The following is a 19,751-nucleotide window of genomic DNA, read 5'->3' as shown; positions in this document are numbered from 1 at the left end:
CTGGCCCGAATTGCCTGGTCATGGCAGTATGCCCGGTCGTGACAGACCTCGACGCCATCCAGATCACCACGCTCGCGCAGCGGCCCGAGCTGACGGGCCGGATCTACGAGATCACCGACACCTGGCCGGTCTTCAGCAGCGAGGACCTGATCGCGAGCGCACTGCACCTGCGGGTGCCCGGGGAGTTCCCGGAGTACTGCGTGGTGGCCACCGACGGCGACCGGGTCGTCGCGCGAGGGTTCGCCGTCCCGTTCAACGCCACCCTGCGGGGCCGGGAGGAGATGCCGGCGCAGGGCTGGGACGTGGTACTGGTGTGGGCGTTCAACGACCTGCGCCGGGGCAACGTACCGACCATCGCCAGCGCGTTGGAGATCACGATCGACGTCGACTACCTCGGCCGTGGCCTCTCGCATCGCATGGTCGCCGCGCTGCGCGACGCGGCCGGCCGGCAGGGCCACGAGGTGCTGCTCGCCCCGGTCCGCCCGACCGCCAAGCACCTGCAACCGCAGCTGCCGATGAGCGACTACATCCGTCAGCGGCGCGACGACGGCCTGCCGACCGACCCGTGGCTGCGGGTGCACGTCCGGGCCGGCGGCACGATCGAGAAGGTCGCCCCGGCGTCGATGACGGTCGCCGGGTCATTGGCCCAGTGGCGGGAGTGGACCGGGCTGCCCTTCGACCGCGACGGCGACATCGAGATCCCCGGCGGGCTGGTGCCGGTACGCTGCGCCCTCGCCCACGACTACGCCGTCTACGTCGAACCCAACGTCTGGGTACGCCACCGCACCTGAGCTATCGCCGGGACAGGTCTCCGAGGAAGGCCCGCCAGGCGTCCGGCCCGAAGGTCAGCGCCGGTCCACCCGGGTCCTTGCTGTCCCGCACCGCGACGACGCCGGCCAGGGTGTCGGCGACCTCCACACAGTTGCCGCCGCTGCTGTTGCTTCGGCTGCTTCTGCGCCAGCGGGCTCCGGTCAGGTCCATGTCTCGGCCACCTCTGCGATCAGGTCGAGCGACTGCTGCTGCGGCAGCGCCACGCTGCGGATGGTCTCCCAAATATCGATCATATGACGCACGAAGTCCGACCGGTCGTCCATGTGGCCGTGCCAGTGCCCCTCGAAGTAGACGGCCGGTTCGCCAGCCGGCGGGGTGGCGAGCACGAACGGGCCGTCCAGCCCGGCGTATGACCCGACCGAGGCCGGCACCACGTGGATCCTTACCTGTGGCACGGTGGTGCCAACTTTGACCAGGTGCAGCAGTTGTTCCCGCATCACTGTCCGGTCACCGATCTCCCGGCGGAGCACGAACTCGTCCAGGACGAAGGTGAGCAGGGGCGGCTTCGGCCGAGCCAGGATTTCCTGCCGGTCCAACCGGGTGGTCACCTGCTCCTCGATTTCCTCGCCTGAGAGCAGCCCTGGCCCGGAGAAGACCGCCCGGGAATATGCCTCGGTCTGCAACAGCCCCGGCACGTAGGCCGGCTCGAATGACCGCAGCGCTTTCGCTTCCTGTTCGACGCCGGCCCACTCCCGGAAGTACTGCACGACGATCTCCCGGCTGATCCGCTTCTGGATGCGTACGAAGCGGCCGTCGGTGTTGAAGACCGTGTCGCAGCGCCGGGCGAAGTCGAGACTGGGCCGGCGTTCGCAGCTCTCCACCTTGGCGACCATCGGCTGGGAGTAGTTGATCGCCTCGGCCAGCGCCGTCTGGGACATGCTCGCGGCGGACCGGGCGAGCCGCAGCTCCTCGGCGAAGTGTTCGAGCATCGGAGACCGTTCCATATGACTCCTCCATGACGAAGGGCGTACAGGCGGGATAAACGCGGATACGCACGGGTCGTACCGATCGAGAAGCTCCTCAGCGTAGTGCCATCCACAGCAGAGTGTCACTAGCGGAACCGCTCGGAGCCATGGCCTCGGAAAGGACGGGCGGAACCGCGCGGGGGCCGTCGGTCTCCCTTCCCCGCCCGAGGCGGCCCCCGCATCCAAGCCGAGGAGGTAGCTGTGAGCTGGTTTCGACGTACGCCGAGAATCCACCGCCGGGACTGGCGACGGCTCTGGCGGTACTGCCGGTGCGGGCACCCGTGGGGTTGTCTCGGCACCCTTCCGCCGACCGTGCCGACGGCGGAGCCGCCGATGCCGCAGCCGCCCTCGCCGAGACCGTCGGTGCGCGGCCGGGTACGCCCGGCGAACCGTGGTGGCTACCTGCGTGACCTGAACGTGCCGACGCGGGTTCGACGGTGACCGAGCCGGTCCGCGCCGAGCGGCCGGAGCCGACGGTTCGTTTCGACCCGCAGGTGTCCACCGAGGATCTGACGCAGGTTAGGGCTCGGCCGTAATTGGGAACGGCACGTCAACCCCTTGCCGCCCCTGTGGCGGCCCGTTCCCTGGAGTTGCCATGCAACCCAAGAAACTCGACATGCGTACGGCGAACCTCTGGCTCGCCACCCTGCTGCCGTTCTTCATCGCCGTCGCGGTGGGAGTACCGCTGCTGACCGGCGTCGACGGTACCGCCGAGCGCGTGGTCCGGCTCGTGGTCGTGCTGCTCTGCGTCTGTGTCTGCGTCCCGGCCGGCTGGTCGTTGGCCCGGGGTCGCCGAGGTGCGGGCCGGTCGTGAACCGGGAGGTCTCCGAAGTCCCGCGAATGAGGTAGCGCTGCCGGTCCGTGTGCCCGCCGGACCCGCCGCCCGGACCGGCGGCCGAGCCGGCCCGGGCGTTCCGGTCAGTCGGGCAGTCGGGCGAGGGACAGCTTGGCCAGGATCTCGTCGACTGTCTCGTCCGGCGTCTGGTCGGAGTTGTCCAGCCAGAGGCCCAACCGGGGAGTGTCGTCGCGTACCGCCGAGTCGAGCGACTCGACCGTCCACTCGCCGTAGCCCCGCTTGGCCCGGCCCCGCTCACGCCGATGGATCACCTCCGGGCGCGGCACGAGCACGACCGCGTAGCGCGGGCGGGTGGCGACCAGGTCCAGGTAGTCGGCCCAGACGGGGCCGAGGACGACATCCTGGAGTACGGCGGTGAAGCCGGCCCGGGCGTAGCCGTCGGCGGTCGCCGCCGCGAGCTGGTACCGCAGCCGGAGTTGCGCCGCCGCCTCGTCCGTCTCCTCGGGTGTGAAGCCGCGGCGACCCGACACGATCATGCGGCGGAAGAGGTCGCCCCGGACGTGCGCCGCCCGGGGCAGCCGCTCGGCGAGGCGTTGTGCCACCGTGGACTTGCCGGCGGCCATGGCCCCGGTCAGCACGACGACGGCGGACGACAGATCGATCATCTCGGGGGACGAAGCTACACCATGAGCAGGTAGGACGCCCGCGAATCCGGTTCGGCAGTGGGTGAACAACCGCGACTTCGGGCTGGTCAGGCCGTCCGCGAGCCGGTTAGCTGGGGGTGCGAGGCAGTAACCAGGCAATACGTGGGAGGAACGCCGCCGTGCCACCGCCGCCCGAGGAGGTCATCGCCGGCCAGGCCGTCTACAACCGGCTGGTGCTCGCCGGCTACGACACGTTCGTGCTCGGCTTCTCCTGCCGACTCGTCTGGCGGTGCGCCAAGCGGCACATGCTGGACAACTACCAGCGCAACATCGGCGCTCGGCACGTGGAGTTCGGCGCCGGCACCGCGTACTTCCTGGACCGGTGCCGCTTCCCGACCGTGGCCCCCGAACTGACCCTGGTCGACCTCAACCCGACCGTGCTGCGGGTCAGCGCGGCCCGGGTGGCCCGCTACCGTCCGGCGGTGGTGCAGGCCGACGTGCTCCAGCCGATTCCCTTCGACGACGGCAAGCTCCGCAGCGGCCACCACGACTCGGTCGGGGCGAACTTCCTGCTGCACTGTCTGCCCGGCTCCTGGTCGGAGAAGGCCGCCGTCTTCGACAACGCGGCTGCGGCGCTCCGCCCCGGCGGCCGGATCTTCGGCAGCACGATCCTCGCCTCGGGGGTGCCGGTCAACGCGACCGCACGGCGGCTGATGAGGCTCTACAACGCGCGGGGGATCTTCCACAACACCGACGACGACCTGGCCGGGCTGCGCTGGCAACTCGACCAGCGCTTCACCGACATCCAGCTCACCGTACGCGGCTGCGTCGCCCTCTTCGAGGCCACCAAGCCGGCACCGACGAAGGATCTTGTCGACTGACTCAGCGACCGAGAGCAGGGTCGGAACCAGGCTTCGATTGACCGCCAGAGCTGGGCGCCGTTCTCGCCGGCCTTGTATTAGCGTCAGAGCTGTGACAGATCGTGTTTCGCCGTACGAGCCCCTGACGCTGGAGCGCCTCGGGGCACTGCTTGCGGGGGCCGACGAGGCGCGACGGTGGCGGCTCGTGGCGGAGTTCCTGGAGGAGTATCGCTGGGAACCCGTTGACTCGCGGATAGATCTGTTGAGTGCGGAACCGGTTCCCACCGGCGACGAACACTGGGACGTGTTTCTCGCGGCTCTGGCGGAGCATCTGTCGGCGAAAGACGGACGTGGTGCGCCGCAGTGGGTTGAGTCCCGTTCGTTGCGGCGGTTCTGGTTCCCCTTCAATACCCGTGCGGCTCGGGTCGATGCGATGGTGCACGCACCAGCCGCGTTCCGACGTCGCGGTGTCTATGTTGCCGCCCACGAGCTGAACGTCGCGTGAGCGCCGCCGACCCGCTGTTGGACCGCGCCGCGATCGAGGATGCCTTTCGCCGGCTGGGAGATCGGCTGGCCCGGCGTGGGGTGATCGCAGATCTTTACGTTTTCGGTGGCGCGGCCATGGCCCTGGCCTACGATGCCCGTCGGGCGACCCGTGACATCGACGCCGTGTTCCAGCCGCATGGCATAGTGCTCGACGAGGCCCGAGCGGTCGCCGACGAACTGGGCCTTCCGCACTGGTGGCTCAACGAGCAGGCGAGTGCTTATGTAGCGCCCGGCGGCGATGCGACGGCTCCTCGTGTCTTCGATCACCCTGGGCTGCGGGTTGCGGCGGCGTCTCCCGAGCATCTTCTGGCGATGAAAGTGCTTGCGGCGCGGCGTCGGGACGCCGAAGACATTCGATTCCTGGTCGAGCGCCTCGGGCTGACCAGCGCCGAGCAGGTACTCAGGCTATGCGGGGAGATTTTTCCCGAGGAAGAGGTTCCGGGCCGGGCGAGGCTGGTTCTTGATGACGTGTTCGACGAGCAGTAGCTGCGCCGTGCGCCGGCAGAAATGGGCCGGTTCAGTGGGCTGAAGCCGCGTCGAACCGGGCGCCGTACGCGCCGGCGCCCGTGCCGGGCTGCCCGGAGAGGTACGCCCTGTTGGTTGAGGTCAAGCCTCCCTCTGCCAGGGGAACCGGCTCACCCCGGGACGTGAGGTCTGCGCCGCCGCGAGCGCGGATGGTGTGGGGAAGCGGGCGCGGCAGGTTCGCCGGCCCGACACGTCGAGGAGGCAACGACGATGCCCCGTACCGAACCGATCGACCGGACGGCCACCCGGACCGCGCCGGAGCCGTACCAGCACCGGCACCGGGTCGGTTGGCTGGCCGTCGGCGCGACCGCGCTGTTCGGCCTGCTGGCGCTGGTGTGGAGCGTCACCGGTCGCGGCTACCCGTTCGGCGCCGCCGACCCGGACGGCTCCGGCAGCCTGCTCTGGCGGGTACCGGCCGAAGTCGGGGCGCCGGTCTTCGCGGTGCTGCTGCTCGGCGCGGCGGTCACCGCGCTCGCCATGACCGGTCCGCACGCGGTACGCCTGCGCGGCGCGGCCCGGCTCGTGCTGCTCGGCTACGGCTGGCTGGTGGTGACCGGACTGCTGCTGGTCGTGCCGGACGTGCAGGTGCTCACCTATCTCGGGTACGCGCCGATGCTGATCGGCGGGCTGCCGTTCGGCTGGCCACCGGTGGAGTATTCCGAACTCTTCACCCTCGCGCTCGGCTACAAGGTGTTCTCGGTCGCCGCCGGGCTGCTGCTGGCCCGGACGATACTGTCCTGGCAGTTCCGTACCGCCGGAGCCTGTGGCCGGTGCGGGCGCCGGCCGGGCGCCGAGGGGTGGACCTCGGCGGAGTCGGCGGCCCGCTGGGGGCGCCGGGCGGTCGGGGTGGCGGCGGTGATCCCGGTGCTGTACGCGGTCGTCCGGCTCGCCTGGGCGGTCGGCATCCCGCTCGGCATCACCGACGAGTTCCTGCGCGAGCTGCACCGGACCGGTCTGGTCTGGGCCGGCGCCGGGCTGGCCGCGTTCGGGCTGGTCGGTGCGGTGCTCACCCTCGGCCTGGTGCAGCGGTGGGGCGAGCGGTTCCCGCGCTGGATGATCGGGTTGGCCGGCAGGCGGGTGCCGATCACGCTCGCCGTCGTCCCCGCCACCGGGGTCGCGGTCGCGATCACCGCCGCCGGCCTGGCCCTCTACGGGCAGCCGGAACTCCTCGACGAGTTGCGCGACAGCACCCTGATGGTCGTCCCGATGCTGCTCTGGCCGGTCTGGGGTGTCGCGCTCGGCGCCGCCACCCTCGCCTACCACCTGCGCCGCCGGGGCGGCTGCGCCCGCTGCTGACCGATCAGTGGTTCGGGTCAGTGCTCCGGGTCAGTCCTTCGGGCGGGAGCGGAACGTGCCGACGATCACACCGCCGAGCACGCCGAACGCGATCCCCAGCCCGATGTTGTCGATCAGGAGGCCGAGGAGCACGCCGAAGGAGACCCCCAGGCCGATCGCAATGCCGAGCTTCGTCCCGGTTTCACTCGGTGTACTCATTCATCCTCCCCGTTCTCGCGGATCCGCCGGTACCGCTTGGATCTTGACGGTACCGGCTGGATCTTGACTGGTCCCTTCGCGCACCGCGATCGCCACGATCGAGAGCTAGCGTAGGTGCGTGACGGAAATTTCCCAGGTCCCACCGACCCCGCCGGCCGAGCTTCCCGGCACCCTCGGCGCACTGCGCGCCGCCGGGCACCGGTACCGGACGGTCAAGCAGGAACTCCGGGACAACCTGCTGGCCCGGCTCCGGTCCGGCGAACCCCGCTTCCCCGGCATCGTCGGCTACGACGAGACCGTGCTCCCCGAGGTCGAGCGGGCCCTGCTGGCCGGGCACGACATGGTGCTGCTCGGCGAGCGCGGCCAGGGCAAGACCCGACTGATCCGCGCCCTGGGCCAGCTCCTCGACGAGTGGACCCCGGTGATCCGTGGCTCCGAGCTGAACGAGCACCCGCTGCACCCGCTGACCCCGGCCTCCCGCCGGGCCGTCGAGGAGGCCGGCGACGAGCTGCCGATCGGCTGGCTGCACCGGTCGATGCGGTACGGCGAGAAGCTCGCCACCCCGGACACCAGCGTCGGCGACCTGATCGGCGACGTGGACCCGATCCGAGTGGCCCAGGGGCGTACCCTCGGCGACCCGGAGACGATCCACTTCGGGCTGGTACCCCGGACCAACCGGGGCATCTTCGCCGTCAACGAGCTGCCCGACCTGGCCGAGCGGATCCAGGTGGCCCTGCTCAACGTGCTGGAGGAGCGGGACATCCAGGTACGCGGCTACCAGCTCCGGCTGCCGCTGGACCTGCTGCTGGTGGCGAGCGCCAACCCCGAGGACTACACCAACCGGGGGCGGATCATCACCCCGCTCAAGGACCGGTTCGGCGCCGAGATCCGTACCCACTACCCGCTCGACCTCGAACTGGAGCTGGCGCTGATCCGGCAGGAGGCGGCGCTGGTCGCCGCCGTACCGGAGCACGTGCTGGAGGTGCTGGCCCGGTTCGCCCGGGCGGTGCGGGAGTCCCCGGCCGTCGACCCGCGCTCCGGTGTCTCGGCCCGGTTCGCCATCGCCGCCGCCGAGACCGTCTCGGCCGCCGCGCTGCGCCGGGCCGGCCTGCTCGGCGCCGGCGGCCCGGACGGGCAGCCCGCCGCACCGGCCGACACCGAACCGGTGGCCCGGGTCGGTGACGCGGTCTCGGTGACCAGCACCCTGCGCGGCAAGGTCGAGTTCGAGAGCGGCGAGGAGGGCCGGGAGATCGAGATCCTCGGTCACCTGCTCCGGACCGCCACCGCCGACACGTTCCGGGCCCGGCTGGCCGGGCTGGACGTCTCCGGCTTCACCGCGCTGGTCGCCGACGGCGCGATCATCGAGACCGGCGAGCTGGTCGGCCCGACCGAGCTGCTCCGGCAGGTCGGCACCGTACCGGGGCTGGCCAAGGCGCTGGACCGGCTCGGGCTCGGCGACGCACCCACCCCGGCCGAGGCGGCGGCCGGGATCGAGTTCGTACTCGAAGGGCTGCACCTGACCCGGCGGCTCGCCAAGGACGTCACCGACGAGGGCCGTACCCGATATGGCGGGCGCAGCCCCGACGGCGGCCGGGGCCCCGGCGAGCGGTCGGCCCGCGACGACGACTGGGCCTGATCGTGGCCGGCGGAAACCGCTACCGGTACGGCTCCTGGCGCGGCGGCCCCGACCCGCTCGCCCCGCCCTACGACGTGCGGGCGGCGGTCGACTCGGTCGGCGCCGAGGTGCTGGCCGGCGGCAGCCTGCGCGAGGCGCTGCGCAACCTGCTCCGGCGCGGCCCGCAGGGCCGGGGCGGCCTGGAGGACCTGGTCGCCCGGGCCCGGCGGATGCGCCGCGAGGCGCTGCGCCGGGGTGACCTGGACGGCGCGGTGACCCGGGCCCGGGCCCTGCTCGACCAGGCGCTCGCCGCCGAGCGCGACGAGCTGCGCGGCCGGAACGACGACGACGCCCGGTTCGCCGAGGCGGTGTTGGACAACCTGCCCTCCTCGACGGCGCGGGCGGTCGAGGAACTCTCCGGCTACGAGTGGGCCAGTGACGAGGCCCGGGCCGCCTACCAGCAGATTCTGGACGGGCTGCGCCGGGACGTGCTGGAGCAGCGGTTCAGCGGGCTGCGGGACGCGATGCAGGGTGCCGCGAACCCGGCCGCGCAGCGCCAGCTCGCCGAGATGCTGCGCGACCTCAACGACCTGCTGGCCCGGCACGACCGGGGCGAGGAGACCACCGACGCGTTCGCCGAGTTCATGCGGCGGCACGGCGAGTTCTTCCCGGAGAACCCGGAGACGGTCGAGGAGCTGGTCGACGCGCTGGCCCGGCGGGCCGCCGCCGGGGAACGGCTGATGCGCTCGCTCTCCCCGGCCCAGCGGGAGGAGCTGTCCCGGCTGATGGAGTCCTCGCTCGGCCCGGAACTGGCCGGGCAGCTCTCCGCACTCGACGCCAACCTGCGCTCGCTCCGCCCCGACCTGGCCTGGGACCGCCGGGAGCGGGTCCGCGGCGACCAGCCGCTCGGCTACGGCGAGGCGGCCGGGGCGCTCGGCGAGATCGCCGACCTGGACGACCTGCTGGACCAGCTCGGCCAGGAGCATCCGGGGGCGACCCTGGACGACATCGACGTGGAGTCGGTGCAGCGCAACCTGGGCCGGGACGCCGCCGACGACGTACGCCGGCTGCGTGAACTGGAGCGGGAGCTGCGCCGGCAGGGCTGGGTGACCCGGGGCGCCGACGGGCTGACCCTGAGCCCGAAGGCACTTCGCCGGCTCGGCGGTACGGCGCTGCGCCGGATCTTCGCCGAACTCTCCGGCGGCCGGCGGGGGCAGCACGACCTGCGCTCGGCCGGTGCCGCCGGTGAGGTGACCGGTGCCTCCCGCCCCTGGGAGTACGGCGACGAGCAGCCGCTCGACGTGGTCCGTACGCTCGCCCGGGCGGTCCGGCGCGGCGGTGCCGGGGTGCCGGTGGCGCTGGCGGTCGAGGACTTCGAGGTGGTGGAGACCGAGCGGCGTGCCTCGGCGGCGGTGGCGCTCTGTGTCGACCTCTCCTTCTCGATGATCTCGGAGGGGCGCTGGGGGCCGATGAAGCAGACCGCGCTGGCGCTGTCGCACCTGGTCGCCACCCGCTTCCCGCAGGACGCGTTGCAGATCATCGGTTTCGGCCGGGAGGCGATGCCGCTGACCCAGCAGGAGCTGGCCGGGGTGGAGCCGGAGATGGTGCAGGGCACCAACCTGCAACACGCGCTGATGCTGGCCGGCCGGCACCTGCGCCGGCACCCCGGCTCCGAGCCGGTGGTGCTGGTGGTCACCGACGGCGAGCCGACCGCGCACCTCGATCCGGAGCTTGGCGGCGGGGTCTTCAACTGGCCGTCGCTGCCGGAGACGATCCAGTTGACGGTCGCCGAGGTGGACAAGCTGACCCGGTACGGCGCCACGATGAACCTCTTCATGCTCGGCGAGGACCCCGGGCTGCGCCGGTTCGTGGACGCGGTGGCGCGGCGCTGCGGCGGCCGGGTCTTCACCCCGGAACTGGACGACCTGGGGGAGTACGTCGTCTCCGACTACCTGCGGGCGCGGCGTGGCCGGCGCGGTCGCTGAGCACCGGTGGCCCGGTTCCCGGGCGGCCCGGGTCGGGGCGGTCGGGCGATAACCGGGCAGGTCGGGCGAACTCTTCCTAGACTCGGTCGGGTGGAGACGGCCGAGCTGCGCCGGGCGTACGCGGACCTGCTCGCCGAGGTCGACGGGGGCTCCTTCGGGCCACCGCCGCCGGGGGAGTTGGCCGTGGAGGAGGTGCTGGTGCACCTCGCCGCCAACGACGAGTTGCTGATCGAGGCGACCGAGGCGGTGCTGGCCGGCTCGCCGTGGGCGTACTACGACGGGCAGTCGACGCTGCGCCCGCAGGTGGACGCGATGGTGCCGCGCGACGGCGGGCTGCCCGAGCTGGCCGAGCGGCTGCGGTCCACCAGCGAGCGGCTCTGCGCCCTGGTGGACCGGCTGGGGCCGGAGGCGGAGACGCCGGTCGACTCGCACCTGCGGGAGGGCTTCGAGCTGCACATCGAGGAGTCGCTGCCGTGGGGACGGATGCTCGACATCCACGGCCGGCTCCACCTGCCGGCGCACCTCGAACAGTTGCGCGCCATGCGTACGGATCTGCGGTAGTCGCGCATGGGAGCGTTCCCATCATCCGGGACGTGGTGATCTAGGCATCGTCCGCAGCATTACCTTCCTGTTAACCGATGGGAGTGAATATGCTGCGACGTCAATCCGTCGGGCGGCTCTGCCTGGTCGGCGTGACCGCCCTGATCGCCCCGCTCGTCGCCTTCGGCGCGCCGCCCGCCTCCGGCCAGCCCGCCCCGGAGCACGCGGCGGCGGCCGCGGTGCCACCCCTGGACCAGCTCACCGTCAGCACCACCCAGGTCGCCTTCGGACTCCAGCGGCCGACCGCGATCTTCGCCCCCGACGACGGCAGCGGCCGGCTGCTGATCGCCGAGAAGCAGGGGACGATCCGGGTCTACCACCCGGAGACCGGGCTGGCCGCCGACCCGCTGCTCGACATCCGGGACCGGGTCGACACCTCCGGCAACGAGCGCGGGCTGCTCGGCCTGGTCACCACGCCGAACTTCAGCCAGAGCCGGACCCTCTACGTCAGCTACACCGCACTGCCGGAGGGCACCGTCACGCTCTCCCGATTCACCCTCGCCACCGCCGGCCAGACGCCGATCCCGCCGGCCGGCGAGCAGGTGATCCTGACCCAGCCACACGCCGAATACTCCAACCACAACGGCGGGCACGTCGCCTTCGGCCCGGACGGCCACCTCTACTGGAGCATCGGCGACGGCGGCGGCTCCGACGACGTACTCAACTCGGGGCAGAACCTCAACACGCTGCTCGGCAAGATCCTCCGGCTGGACGTGAGCCGCTCCTGCGACGGGCGGCCGTACTGCGTACCGGCGGACAACCCGTTCGTCGGCACCGCCAACGCCCGGCCGGAAATCTGGACGTACGGGCTGCGCAACCCGTGGAAGTTCTCGCACGACCTCGGCGGGGACGGCTCGCTCTGGATCGCCGACGTCGGGCAGGGCACCTTCGAGGAGATCGACCACCTGCGGGCGAACCAGGCCGGCGCCAACCTCGGCTGGTCCTGCCGGGAGGGACCGCAGGTCTTCGACCCCGACCGCTGCCAGGCCGGCGCGCAGTACGTCGAGCCGATCTACTCGTACCGCACCTCGACCGACGGCTGCGCCGTGATCGGCGGGTACGTCTACCGGGGCGAGGAGTACGCCGACATCGCCGCCGGCACCTACCTGGCCACCGACTACTGCTCCGGTACGGCGTTCGTGGTCCGGCCCCCGGCCGCCCCCGGCGGGGCGTACGCCACCCGGGCGCTCACCGAGCTGACCATCCAGCCGACCAGCCTCGGCCAGGACGCCGACGGCGAGCTGTATCTGGTCAACGACCTGCCGGGCCAACTGCACAGGATCGAGTTCGGCACCACCGCCCCGCCGGCCGCCTGCCGGATCGCCTACCGGGTCGACCAGCAGTGGGGGACCGGCTTCAACGCCACCGTGACCGTCACCAACACCGGCACCCAGCCGGTCAGCGGCTGGACGGTGAGCTGGACCTGGCCCGGCGCGCAGCGCGCCGGCTCGTTCTACAACGCCCGGGGCAGCCAGTCCGGCGCGGTGGTGACCGCGCAGAACGCCAACTGGAACGCGAACATCCCGCCGGGCGGCACGGTCCAGTTCAGCTTCCTCGCCTCGAACACCGGCCCGAACCCGGCGCCGACCGCCTTCACCCTGAACGGCAACACCTGCGCCTGAGGTGTGTGCGGAAGGGCCCCCGCTACGACGGAGCACGATCTGCGGGGGTCCCTTCCTCACCCGCTGGGTGCTCGGAAGGTACGCCGGTAGGCGGTCGGCGGTACCCCGATCCGCTGGTGCAACTGCTGCCGCAGCGCGGCGGCGGTGCCGAAGCCGGACCGCCGGGCCACCTGGTCGACGCCGAGGTCGGTGGTCTCCAGCAGCAGCCGGGCATGCTCGGTGCGCTGCCGCAGCAGCCACTGTGCCGGGCTGAGTCCGGTCTCCTCGCGGAACCGCCGGGTGAAGGTCCGGACGCTCATGCTGGCGTGCGCGGCCATCCGCGGCAGGGTCAGCGGTTCGTGCAGCCGGTGCTGGATCCACTCCCTGGTCCGCCCGGTGCCGGCCGCCGCCACCTCCGGCAGCGGCCGTTCGATGTACTGGGCCTGCCCGCCGTCCCGCCACGACGGCACCACGCAGCGCCGGGCCGACCGGTTGGCGACCCGACTGCCGTGGTCGGTCCGGATCACGTGCAGGCACAGGTCGATGCCGGCCGCCACCCCGGCCGAGCTGAGCAGGTCACCGTCGTCGACGAAGAGCACCTCGGGATCGAGCCGTACCCTCGGGTGGAACCGGCGGAACCGGTTGGCGTACGCCCAGTGCGTGGTGGCCGGCCGGTCGTCCAGCAGCCCGGCGGCGGCGAGTACGAAGGCGCCGGTGCAGATGGACATGATCCGTACGCCCCGGTCGTGCGCCTCGCGCAGCGCCGCCCGGATCTCCGGGTCGACGGTCCCGTCGACCAGCGGCGGGCCGTCGTGGATGCCGGGCAGCACGACGGTGTCGGCGTCGGCCAGGATCTCCAGCCCGTGGTCGGGCAGCACCCGGAACCCGGCGGTGCTGCGCACCGGCCGGCCGCCGGCGGTGCAGGTGGTGACGGTGTAGAGCGGCTCGCCGTCGGCGTCCCGGGCGGTGCCGAAGACCTGGGCCGGGGTGCCGAGGTCGAGCCCGACCACCCCGTCCAGGGCGAGCACCACCACCCGGTGCGGCGTCGGCCTCCGTGGTTGGCCGGGCCGGCCCGGACCGGGCCCGTCCGGGCTCGGGGCGCTCTCCACCGGGGTACCCGCTGGCGTGCTGGTGGTCACCGCTGCTCCGCTCTCCGTCGTGTTGGCCCAATTCTTGCGCATCCTGGCTGTCCAGCCACTCGTCCGGGTCCCCGCCGGCCCGCAGACTCGTCGGGTGAGTTCCCGCCGCCTGCACCCCGCCTGGGTGGTCGCCGCCGTCGCCTTCGTCGCGCTGGTCGGCGCCGCCGGGTTCCGGGCCACGCCGTCTGTCCTGCTGCACCCGCTGCACCAGGAGTTCGGCTGGCCACTGGCGACCATCTCGGCCGCGGTCTCGGTCAACCTGCTGCTCTTCGGGCTGACCGCACCGTTCGCCGCCGCCCTGATGGACCGGTTCGGCATCCGGCGGGTGGTCGCCGCCGCGCTGACCCTGGTCGCCGCCGGCAGCGGGCTGACCGTCTTCATGCGGACCAGCGCCGAACTGATCCTCTGCTGGGGCGTACTCGTCGGGCTGGGTACCGGGTCGATGGCGCTCGCCTTCGTGGCCACCGTGACCGGGCGGTGGTTCGTCCGGCGCCGGGGACTGGTCACCGGGGTACTCACCGCCGGAGGGGCCGCCGGACAGCTCGTCTTCCTGCCGCTGCTGGCGAACCTGGTCGCGGCGTACGGGTGGCGGGCGGCGGCGCTGGTGGTGGCCGGGTCGGCGCTGGCCGTCGTACCCCTGGTGGGGTGGCTGCTGCGCGACCACCCGGCGGATCTGGGCCTGCCGCCCTACGGTGCGACCGAGGTCGTGCCCCCGCCGGCCCGGACCGGCGGGGCGGCGTCCCGGGCGATCCGTGCGCTGCGCACCGCCGCCCGGACCCCGGCGTTCTGGCTGCTCGCCGGCGGCTTCGCGATCTGCGGCGCCTCGACGAACGGGCTGGTCGGCACGCACTTCATCCCGGCCGCGCACGACCACGGGATGACCGAGACCGCCGCCGCCGGCCTGCTCGCCCTGGTCGGGCTCTTCGACATCGCCGGCACCATCGCGTCGGGCTGGCTCACCGACCGGTTCGACAGCCGGGTACTCCTCGCCGGCTACTACGCGCTGCGCGGGCTGTCGCTGCTGGTGCTGCCGAGCCTCTTCGGCGACTCGGCCCGGCCGAGCATGCTGGTCTTCGTGATCTTCTACGGGCTGGACTGGGTGGCCACCGTGCCGCCGACGGTCGCGCTCTGCCGGGAGTACTTCGGGGCCGCCGGTGCCGTGGTGTTCGGCTGGGTCTTCGCCGCCCACCAGGTCGGCGCGGCGGTCGCGGCGACCGGCGCGGGGCTGATCCGGGACCAGCTCGGCAGCTACACCCTGGCCTGGTACGTCGCCGGGGCGCTCTGTGCCGCCGCCGCGGTCTTCTCGATGCTGCTGCGCCGCCGTCCCGCCGGAACCGCCGGGCCGGACGCGCCCGCCGCGCCCGCCACCCCACTCGCCGACCGAGCCGGGGCGCCGGTGTCGGCAGGCTGACGGGAGAGTGTCGGCAACCCGACACGTGGTTACTTATTGTTACGACACCATTACTCTATGAATGGTGGTGTGCTCACTCTGCTGGTTTCCGGGCCGGTCCCCGGTAGCACGCGCGGCGACGCCGAATCCGCCTCCGCGCTGGCTCGGGAGCTGCACACCCGGACGATCCTGCACGTCGTCCGGCCCGGTGTCGACGATCCGCCGGTCCCGCCCGACCCCTCGCCGCAGGAACCGGACTCCCCGCCCGACCTCGGCGACCTGCCCGGCGGCGGCCACGGCGGCACCGGCCCGGCCGTCCGCAAGGGCGGCGCCGCCGGATCACTCGCCGAACTCGTGGTCACCGGCCTCTTCTCGGCCACCACCGTCGCGGCGCTGGCCCAGGTCGCCGTCGCCTTCCTGGAGCGCGGCGCCGCCCGCCGGATCGTCCTGCGGGACGGACGACGCACCCTGACGATCAGCGCCCCCGGCGAGGACACCGAGCAGATGGTGGTCGAGTGGCTCGGCGTGCCACCGACACAGAGCGGTACCGGCTCCTCCGGTGCCGATTAACCCGCCGACCGGCCGTTACGCGCTGCTGGTCGCGGTCGGCGAGTACGACGACCCGTCGCTGGACCAGCTCCGCGCCCCCGAGCAGGACGTGGAACGGCTGGCGGCGGTGCTGGAGGACCCGTCGGTCGGCAACTTCACCGTCCGTACCTTGCAGGACGCCGCCGAACAGGAGGTACGCCGGGAGATCGAGGACCTGCTCACCGACCGGGTCAACGACGACCTCGTACTGCTCTACTTTTCCTGCCACGGCATCGTCGACCCGTTCCACCGGCTCTACTTCGCGGCCGCCAACACCGTACGGACCCGACCGGCCAGCACCGCCATCTCCCGCTCCTTCGTCAACGAGCAACTGGAGGCGTGCCGGGCCGCCGCCAAGGTCCTGGTGCTGGACTGCTGTTTCGCCGGTGCGTTCGCCGAGGGCTTCAAGGCGGCGCCGCAGGGTGCGCTGGACGGCCAGGTCGGCCGGGGGTACGTGGTGATCAGTGCCTGCGACAGCTACGAGTACGCCTTCGAGTCCGACGGGCTGGTGGAGTCCGCGCCCCGTGGCTCGATCTTCACCGACGTACTGCTGGAGGGGCTGGCCACCGGCGGTGCCGACCTGGACGGCGACGGGCGGGTCGGCGTCGACGAGCTGTTCCGGTATGTCCACGACGGGGTGGTCCGCCGCCGGCCGGACCAGAAGCCGAAGTGGAGCGCCTACAACGCCGAGCCGCACATCTATCTCGCCACCGTCCCGCCGACGGCCGACCCGCCGGGGAGCGGCGAGAACCGGCCGGGCGGGGTGGTCGAGGCGAGCGCCGCGGCGGTGCCCCGGCCTAGCAACTACAACCGGCACCAGGCGATCGTCGCCCGGGGCTTCCGGGCCGGCGCCGACCTGGTGCGGCGCACCTTCGGGCCGCTCGGCCGGCGGGTGCTGGTCGAGGACGCCTCCGGGGCGTACCACGAACTGGCCGACGCGGCGAGCGTGGTGCGGCTCTTCACCGCGTACGACAGCCGGGACGCGATCGGCGCCAGCTACGTCCGGGAACTGGTCGAGGGGGTACGGCACCGGGTCGGCGACGGCGCCACCACCACTGTGGTACTCGCCCAGGCCATGCTGGACGGTGCCTCGGTGGCGCTGCGGGCCGGCGCCAACCCGGTGGCGCTGTGCCGGGGGATCGAGTCCGCCGCGCTGGCGGTCCTCGCCGAACTGGGCGACCTGGCCGTGCCGGTGGAGACGAAGGAACAGCTCCAGATGGTCTCCACGATCGCCTCCGGCGACGAGGTGGTCGGCGACCTGCTGGCCACCGCGATGGAGCGGGTCGGCAAGGACGGCGTGGTGATCGTCGAGGAGAGCAACCTCTTCGGCCTCGAACTCGAACTCACCCGGGGCATCCGGGTGCCGGCCGGGCACGTCTCGCCGTACTTCGTGACCGATCCGGAGGAGGCGGAGGCGGTACTCGACGACCCGTCGATCCTCATCGTCGACCAGCGGCTCTCCGGGGTACCGGAGTTGCAGCCGCTGCTGGACGAGGTCGGCCGCTCCGGCCGGCCGCTGGCGGTCTTCGCCCGGGACATCCGGGACGCCGCCCTCACCGCGCTGATCGTCGGGAAGATGCGGCACACCCTCGACGCGGTGGCGGTGCGGCTGCCCTGGCCGGACGAGGAGCGGTGCACCATGATGGCGGACCTGGCGCTGCTCACCGGGGCGCAGGTGGTCGGCGACGCCGAGGGTGGGCTCGCCGCCGCCACCGGTCAGGTGCTGGGCGGCGCCCGCAAGGTGATCACCACCCGCCGGGACACCACCCTGGTGGACGGGGCCGGCGACCCGGACCTGGCCCGGCGCCGGGTGCGGGGGCTGCGGGCGGAGCTGGCCCGGCGCCCGGACGGGCACGATCGGGAGCTGCTGCGGGAGCGGCTGGCCCGGCTGGGCGGCGGGGTGGCGGTGATCCGGGTCGGCGAGTCCACCGAGGGGCAGCTCAAGAAGCGCAAACGGCAGATCGACGACGCGGTACGCAACGCGAAGGCGGCCGTCGAGTGGGGACTCGTACCCGGTGGCGGGGCGGCGCTGCTGACCGTCGCCGGGCGGATCGGTCCCCGGGTGCCGCGCGGCGGCGACGAGGCGCTCGGCTACGCGGTGGTGGTCGAGGCGCTGGCCGCGCCGTACGAGGAGTTGATGCGCAACGCCGGGCGGAACCCGGCCGCCGGGCCGGCCGACCTGCGCCGCCGTGGCCCGGGGGTCACCTTCGACGTGGTCGGCGGCTCGTACGTCACCGCGCTGGACGCCGGCATCGTGGACGCCGCCGCGACGCTACGCCAGGCGGTCACCGCCGCCGCCGGGGTGGTGACCCGCTACCTGATGATCGGCTGACCCGCCGGGCTGTCCGAGGGGACGGAGCGGACTCCGGCGGGTGGAGTGGAGTTGGCGGGGTTGGCGGGTGGCCGGCGTCGGGCGAACCCGACGCCGGCCCCAGCCCATGCTGCTACGTGGTGCCGCCGACGTGCAGCAGGTCAGCGATCCGTTCGGCGACCGGTCCGGCCTCCAGGTGCAGCCACGACACGTTCAACCGGTCGTCGCCGAGGACGGCGAGCAGGACGTGGTCGCTCACCCCGTACACCGTGAAGTAGCCCTGGTGGCTGTGGACCGTCAGTTCGCGCAGCGGACCCTGTTGGAGTGTCATGCCGCACTGCCGACCGAGCCCGAACGTGGTCGCCGCGAGCGCGGCGAGGTCGAGCGGCTCGGGGCCGGCGGTGAGGTCGTGTCCGAGCAGTCGCCCGTCGATGCCCGCGAGGACGGCGCCGCGTACCCCGGGCACCCGGTCCCGGAGCACACCCAACTCGGCGTGCAGGGCCGACTGGCCGGGACGGTGCCGGCCGGCGGTGCCGGCACCCAGTTGGTCGAGAGCGCCCTCGGGGAGGTCTTCCTCGCCGCCACTGTCCAGTTGGGCCCCTGGAGAACGCCGGGGCAGCGGGCTGTCGAACAGGTCCCCTCTGGCGTCCTGGAACTGCGTCACGGTCATCACCGCTCCTCGGCCGGTCGCGGGTGGCACACGGATGCGAGGTCAACCTGGGGGCAGGCCGGAGCAGCAGGACGGACGGATTCCTTGCCCGCGCGGGAGCTCAGCGGCCTGATCGGCTGGTGGTTCGCCACTGACAGCGCCTCCATTCTTGGTGTGAACGTCACTGCCCGTAGTGCCGTCACCGCTGAACGGCGAGGTGGGCGGCGGCCGGTCTGACGCGCGAGTTGCTCCTCCGGGGAGAGTGGCATGCCTTGGTGCAAGTTGCATCTCGCGAGACAGGTATTTGTCTGTGCAGCTAACTTACTGTTGACCCGTCCGCGATGGAACAGGGCGATACGACCGATGTTGCGCGGCATGGGGGGTCGTTCTACGCACCGCGCCACTGCGCACAGTGACCAAAACGGAGTGTGACTGCACGTGGCGTCTGCAAACCGCAAATGCACGTGCGCTTCCCAGGTCATCGCCGGATGCGAGTGGACGGCATCGAGGCGCTGTGTCAGAGTGCAAGGGAGGACATTCACGAACACAACTGTCCGATGCGCTGACGCGGGGAGAAGCGCGGTGTTGCCCATCACCGCCCGACGTGGAACGGGTGAGCGACCTTGATACCGCTCGGGGCGGGGTCGCTGCTCGAATACCGGGTGACCGACGCGACGTGGGTCTGCGCCGGGGTCGTACGCGTCGCCCGGTCCTTCTTCTGCCTGACCGATCCCGACCCGCCGCCACGCTGGCACTGGCAGGCGAACACCCGGGACAACGGCCTGGTCGGGGTGACCGAGGGGGCGCTGCTGGTGCGTACCGGCTGCGGTGGCGGCTGGGCCAACCTCACCGTCGAGCTGCACGTCGAACGGCCGGCGGCGGAGACGGCCGGCTGGGACGACGCGGTCGAAATCTCGTACCGGACGGCGGTCGGCCAGTCGCACGTCCGGTCGGCGCGCGGCGGCGGTACCGACTTCCCCCGGATCAGCTTCCGGGGGGCGGGCAGCTATCGGGTCCGGGTGCACGCCCGGGGACGGCACCCCTGCCTGGGCCGGCCCGTCGCCGACCGGCCGGAGGACTATCTGTTGCAGGTCTGGCCGGCGCCGGTGGGGCGTACCGAGATCCTCCGCACGACCGACGGATGACGGCGCCGCCCGGACGGTCCCCGACACGGTCGAGCCGGCGGGCCGGGCGGCGGTGCCCGGGTCCGGC

The 19,751-nt window shown here is 72.5% G+C and carries 21 protein-coding genes; 15 read left to right on the top strand and 6 right to left on the bottom strand.

Translation table 11 applies throughout. From position 1 onward, the window contains the following. Nucleotides 1-38: 38 nt before the first annotated feature. Nucleotides 39-791 carry an N-acetyltransferase gene (locus tag C6361_RS13430; protein ID WP_199853343.1) on the top strand — a complete coding sequence of 251 codons (753 nt, stop codon included), beginning with the start codon at nucleotides 39-41 and terminating at the stop codon, nucleotides 789-791. 1 nt (nucleotide 792) lies between these two features. Here the strand turns inward: C6361_RS13430 and C6361_RS13425 are convergent, their stop codons facing one another. Beyond that, complete coding sequence (locus tag C6361_RS13425) at nucleotides 793-981, bottom strand: DUF397 domain-containing protein (RefSeq protein WP_107267955.1); 189 nt, start codon at nucleotides 979-981, stop codon at nucleotides 793-795. After that, nucleotides 972-1,775 carry a helix-turn-helix transcriptional regulator gene (locus tag C6361_RS13420; RefSeq protein ID WP_107258131.1) on the bottom strand — a complete coding sequence of 268 codons (804 nt, stop codon included), beginning with the start codon at nucleotides 1,773-1,775 and terminating at the stop codon, nucleotides 972-974. The genes C6361_RS13425 and C6361_RS13420 overlap by 10 nt, the downstream gene beginning before the upstream one ends. 222 nt (nucleotides 1,776-1,997) lie before the next feature. Here C6361_RS13420 and C6361_RS36985 point away from each other — a divergent pair, with 222 nt between their 5' ends. Together C6361_RS36985 and C6361_RS13415 are read left to right on the top strand one after the other, a co-directional pair. Next, nucleotides 1,998-2,237, top strand: a complete 240-nt coding sequence (locus C6361_RS36985; RefSeq protein WP_159079315.1) for a hypothetical protein — start codon at nucleotides 1,998-2,000, stop codon at nucleotides 2,235-2,237. A gap of 154 nt (nucleotides 2,238-2,391) precedes the next feature. After that, nucleotides 2,392-2,610 carry a hypothetical protein gene (locus C6361_RS13415; protein ID WP_159079314.1) on the top strand — a complete coding sequence of 73 codons (219 nt, stop codon included), beginning with the start codon at nucleotides 2,392-2,394 and terminating at the stop codon, nucleotides 2,608-2,610. Between the two features lie 104 nt (nucleotides 2,611-2,714). Here C6361_RS13415 and C6361_RS13410 read toward each other — a convergent pair whose 3' ends face one another. Next, nucleotides 2,715-3,257 carry an AAA family ATPase gene (locus C6361_RS13410; RefSeq protein ID WP_107258133.1) on the bottom strand — a complete coding sequence of 181 codons (543 nt, stop codon included), beginning with the start codon at nucleotides 3,255-3,257 and terminating at the stop codon, nucleotides 2,715-2,717. Nucleotides 3,258-3,415: 158 nt separating this feature from the next. Between C6361_RS13410 and C6361_RS13405 the strand changes: the two genes are divergently transcribed. The 4 genes from C6361_RS13405 to C6361_RS13390 all read left to right on the top strand — a co-directional run bounded on the left by C6361_RS13405 (nucleotide 3,416) and on the right by C6361_RS13390 (nucleotide 6,463). Further along, the gene (locus tag C6361_RS13405) at nucleotides 3,416-4,117 is read left to right on the top strand and encodes a class I SAM-dependent methyltransferase (RefSeq protein ID WP_107267953.1); all 702 of its coding nucleotides are present in this window, start codon (nucleotides 3,416-3,418) and stop codon (nucleotides 4,115-4,117) included. A 91-nt stretch (nucleotides 4,118-4,208) separates the two neighbouring features. Further along, the gene (locus C6361_RS13400; RefSeq protein WP_107267952.1) at nucleotides 4,209-4,601 is read left to right on the top strand and encodes a hypothetical protein; all 393 of its coding nucleotides are present in this window, start codon (nucleotides 4,209-4,211) and stop codon (nucleotides 4,599-4,601) included. Continuing rightward, nucleotides 4,598-5,128 (top strand): DUF6036 family nucleotidyltransferase, encoded by a 531-nt coding sequence (locus C6361_RS13395; RefSeq protein WP_107267951.1) that lies wholly within the window; start codon nucleotides 4,598-4,600, stop codon nucleotides 5,126-5,128. The genes C6361_RS13400 and C6361_RS13395 overlap by 4 nt, the downstream gene beginning before the upstream one ends. Before the next feature lie 249 nt (nucleotides 5,129-5,377). After that, complete coding sequence (locus C6361_RS13390) at nucleotides 5,378-6,463, top strand: hypothetical protein (protein ID WP_107267950.1); 1,086 nt, start codon at nucleotides 5,378-5,380, stop codon at nucleotides 6,461-6,463. Between the two features lie 30 nt (nucleotides 6,464-6,493). On the opposite strand, the gene C6361_RS37605 is transcribed toward C6361_RS13390, so the two are convergent. Continuing rightward, entirely contained in the window at nucleotides 6,494-6,661 is a 168-nt protein-coding gene (locus tag C6361_RS37605) for a hypothetical protein (protein ID WP_199853342.1), read from the bottom strand. Between the two features lie 118 nt (nucleotides 6,662-6,779). Between C6361_RS37605 and C6361_RS13385 the strand changes: the two genes are divergently transcribed. The 4 genes from C6361_RS13385 to C6361_RS13370 all read left to right on the top strand — a co-directional run bounded on the left by C6361_RS13385 (nucleotide 6,780) and on the right by C6361_RS13370 (nucleotide 12,483). Then, nucleotides 6,780-8,297 (top strand): sigma 54-interacting transcriptional regulator, encoded by a 1,518-nt coding sequence (locus C6361_RS13385; protein WP_107267949.1) that lies wholly within the window; start codon nucleotides 6,780-6,782, stop codon nucleotides 8,295-8,297. A gap of 2 nt (nucleotides 8,298-8,299) precedes the next feature. Further along, nucleotides 8,300-10,261 (top strand): VWA domain-containing protein, encoded by a 1,962-nt coding sequence (locus C6361_RS13380; protein ID WP_107267948.1) that lies wholly within the window; start codon nucleotides 8,300-8,302, stop codon nucleotides 10,259-10,261. A 90-nt stretch (nucleotides 10,262-10,351) separates the two neighbouring features. Next, nucleotides 10,352-10,822, top strand: a complete 471-nt coding sequence (locus C6361_RS13375) for a hypothetical protein (RefSeq protein ID WP_107258140.1) — start codon at nucleotides 10,352-10,354, stop codon at nucleotides 10,820-10,822. Between the two features lie 89 nt (nucleotides 10,823-10,911). Next, nucleotides 10,912-12,483, top strand: coding sequence for a PQQ-dependent sugar dehydrogenase (locus C6361_RS13370; protein WP_107267947.1), 1,572 nt, complete (start codon nucleotides 10,912-10,914; stop codon nucleotides 12,481-12,483). A gap of 56 nt (nucleotides 12,484-12,539) precedes the next feature. Here C6361_RS13370 and C6361_RS13365 read toward each other — a convergent pair whose 3' ends face one another. Next, entirely contained in the window at nucleotides 12,540-13,496 is a 957-nt protein-coding gene (locus tag C6361_RS13365) for a GlxA family transcriptional regulator (protein ID WP_234359602.1), read from the bottom strand. A 199-nt stretch (nucleotides 13,497-13,695) separates the two neighbouring features. Here C6361_RS13365 and C6361_RS13360 point away from each other — a divergent pair, with 199 nt between their 5' ends. The 3 genes from C6361_RS13360 to groEL all read left to right on the top strand — a co-directional run bounded on the left by C6361_RS13360 (nucleotide 13,696) and on the right by groEL (nucleotide 17,911). Then, the gene (locus C6361_RS13360) at nucleotides 13,696-15,012 is read left to right on the top strand and encodes an MFS transporter (RefSeq protein WP_107267945.1); all 1,317 of its coding nucleotides are present in this window, start codon (nucleotides 13,696-13,698) and stop codon (nucleotides 15,010-15,012) included. Between the two features lie 69 nt (nucleotides 15,013-15,081). Continuing rightward, complete coding sequence (locus C6361_RS13355; RefSeq protein WP_107267944.1) at nucleotides 15,082-15,561, top strand: hypothetical protein; 480 nt, start codon at nucleotides 15,082-15,084, stop codon at nucleotides 15,559-15,561. Further along, on the top strand, nucleotides 15,551-17,911 hold the full coding sequence (groEL, locus tag C6361_RS13350; protein ID WP_107267943.1) for a chaperonin GroEL: 2,361 nt from the start codon (nucleotides 15,551-15,553) through the stop codon (nucleotides 17,909-17,911). Before C6361_RS13355 ends, groEL begins: the two co-directional genes overlap by 11 nt. A gap of 112 nt (nucleotides 17,912-18,023) precedes the next feature. Here groEL and C6361_RS13345 read toward each other — a convergent pair whose 3' ends face one another. Next, nucleotides 18,024-18,560, bottom strand: coding sequence for a roadblock/LC7 domain-containing protein (locus tag C6361_RS13345; protein ID WP_107258145.1), 537 nt, complete (start codon nucleotides 18,558-18,560; stop codon nucleotides 18,024-18,026). 641 nt (nucleotides 18,561-19,201) lie between these two features. On the opposite strand from C6361_RS13345, the gene C6361_RS13340 reads away from it, so the two are divergent. Next, nucleotides 19,202-19,684: a hypothetical protein gene (locus tag C6361_RS13340; protein ID WP_159079312.1), complete on the top strand. Its 483-nt coding sequence runs from the start codon at nucleotides 19,202-19,204 to the stop codon at nucleotides 19,682-19,684. Nucleotides 19,685-19,751 lie beyond the last annotated feature (67 nt).

It is taken from the genome of Plantactinospora sp. BC1, from assembly GCF_003030345.1.
GTDB lineage: Bacteria > Actinomycetota > Actinomycetes > Mycobacteriales > Micromonosporaceae > Plantactinospora.
Note: the sequence above shows the minus strand (reverse complement) of the source record. Positions and strands in the feature narration are given on the sequence as shown.

What these genes read in the sequence shown, in the direction of transcription:
- C6361_RS13425 (WP_107267955.1), bottom strand. Translation starts at nt 981, where the DNA reads ATGGACCTGACCGGAGCCCGCTGGCGCAGAAGCAGCCGAAGCAACAGC.
- C6361_RS13420 (WP_107258131.1), bottom strand. Translation starts at nt 1,775, where the DNA reads ATGGAACGGTCTCCGATGCTCGAACACTTCGCCGAGGAGCTGCGGCTC.
- C6361_RS13415 (WP_159079314.1), top strand. Translation starts at nt 2,392, where the DNA reads ATGCAACCCAAGAAACTCGACATGCGTACGGCGAACCTCTGGCTCGCC.
- C6361_RS13410 (WP_107258133.1), bottom strand. Translation starts at nt 3,257, where the DNA reads ATGATCGATCTGTCGTCCGCCGTCGTCGTGCTGACCGGGGCCATGGCC.
- C6361_RS13390 (WP_107267950.1), top strand. Translation starts at nt 5,378, where the DNA reads ATGCCCCGTACCGAACCGATCGACCGGACGGCCACCCGGACCGCGCCG.
- C6361_RS37605 (WP_199853342.1), bottom strand. Translation starts at nt 6,661, where the DNA reads ATGAGTACACCGAGTGAAACCGGGACGAAGCTCGGCATTGCGATCGGC.
- C6361_RS13370 (WP_107267947.1), top strand. Translation starts at nt 10,912, where the DNA reads ATGCTGCGACGTCAATCCGTCGGGCGGCTCTGCCTGGTCGGCGTGACC.
- C6361_RS13345 (WP_107258145.1), bottom strand. Translation starts at nt 18,560, where the DNA reads ATGACCGTGACGCAGTTCCAGGACGCCAGAGGGGACCTGTTCGACAGC.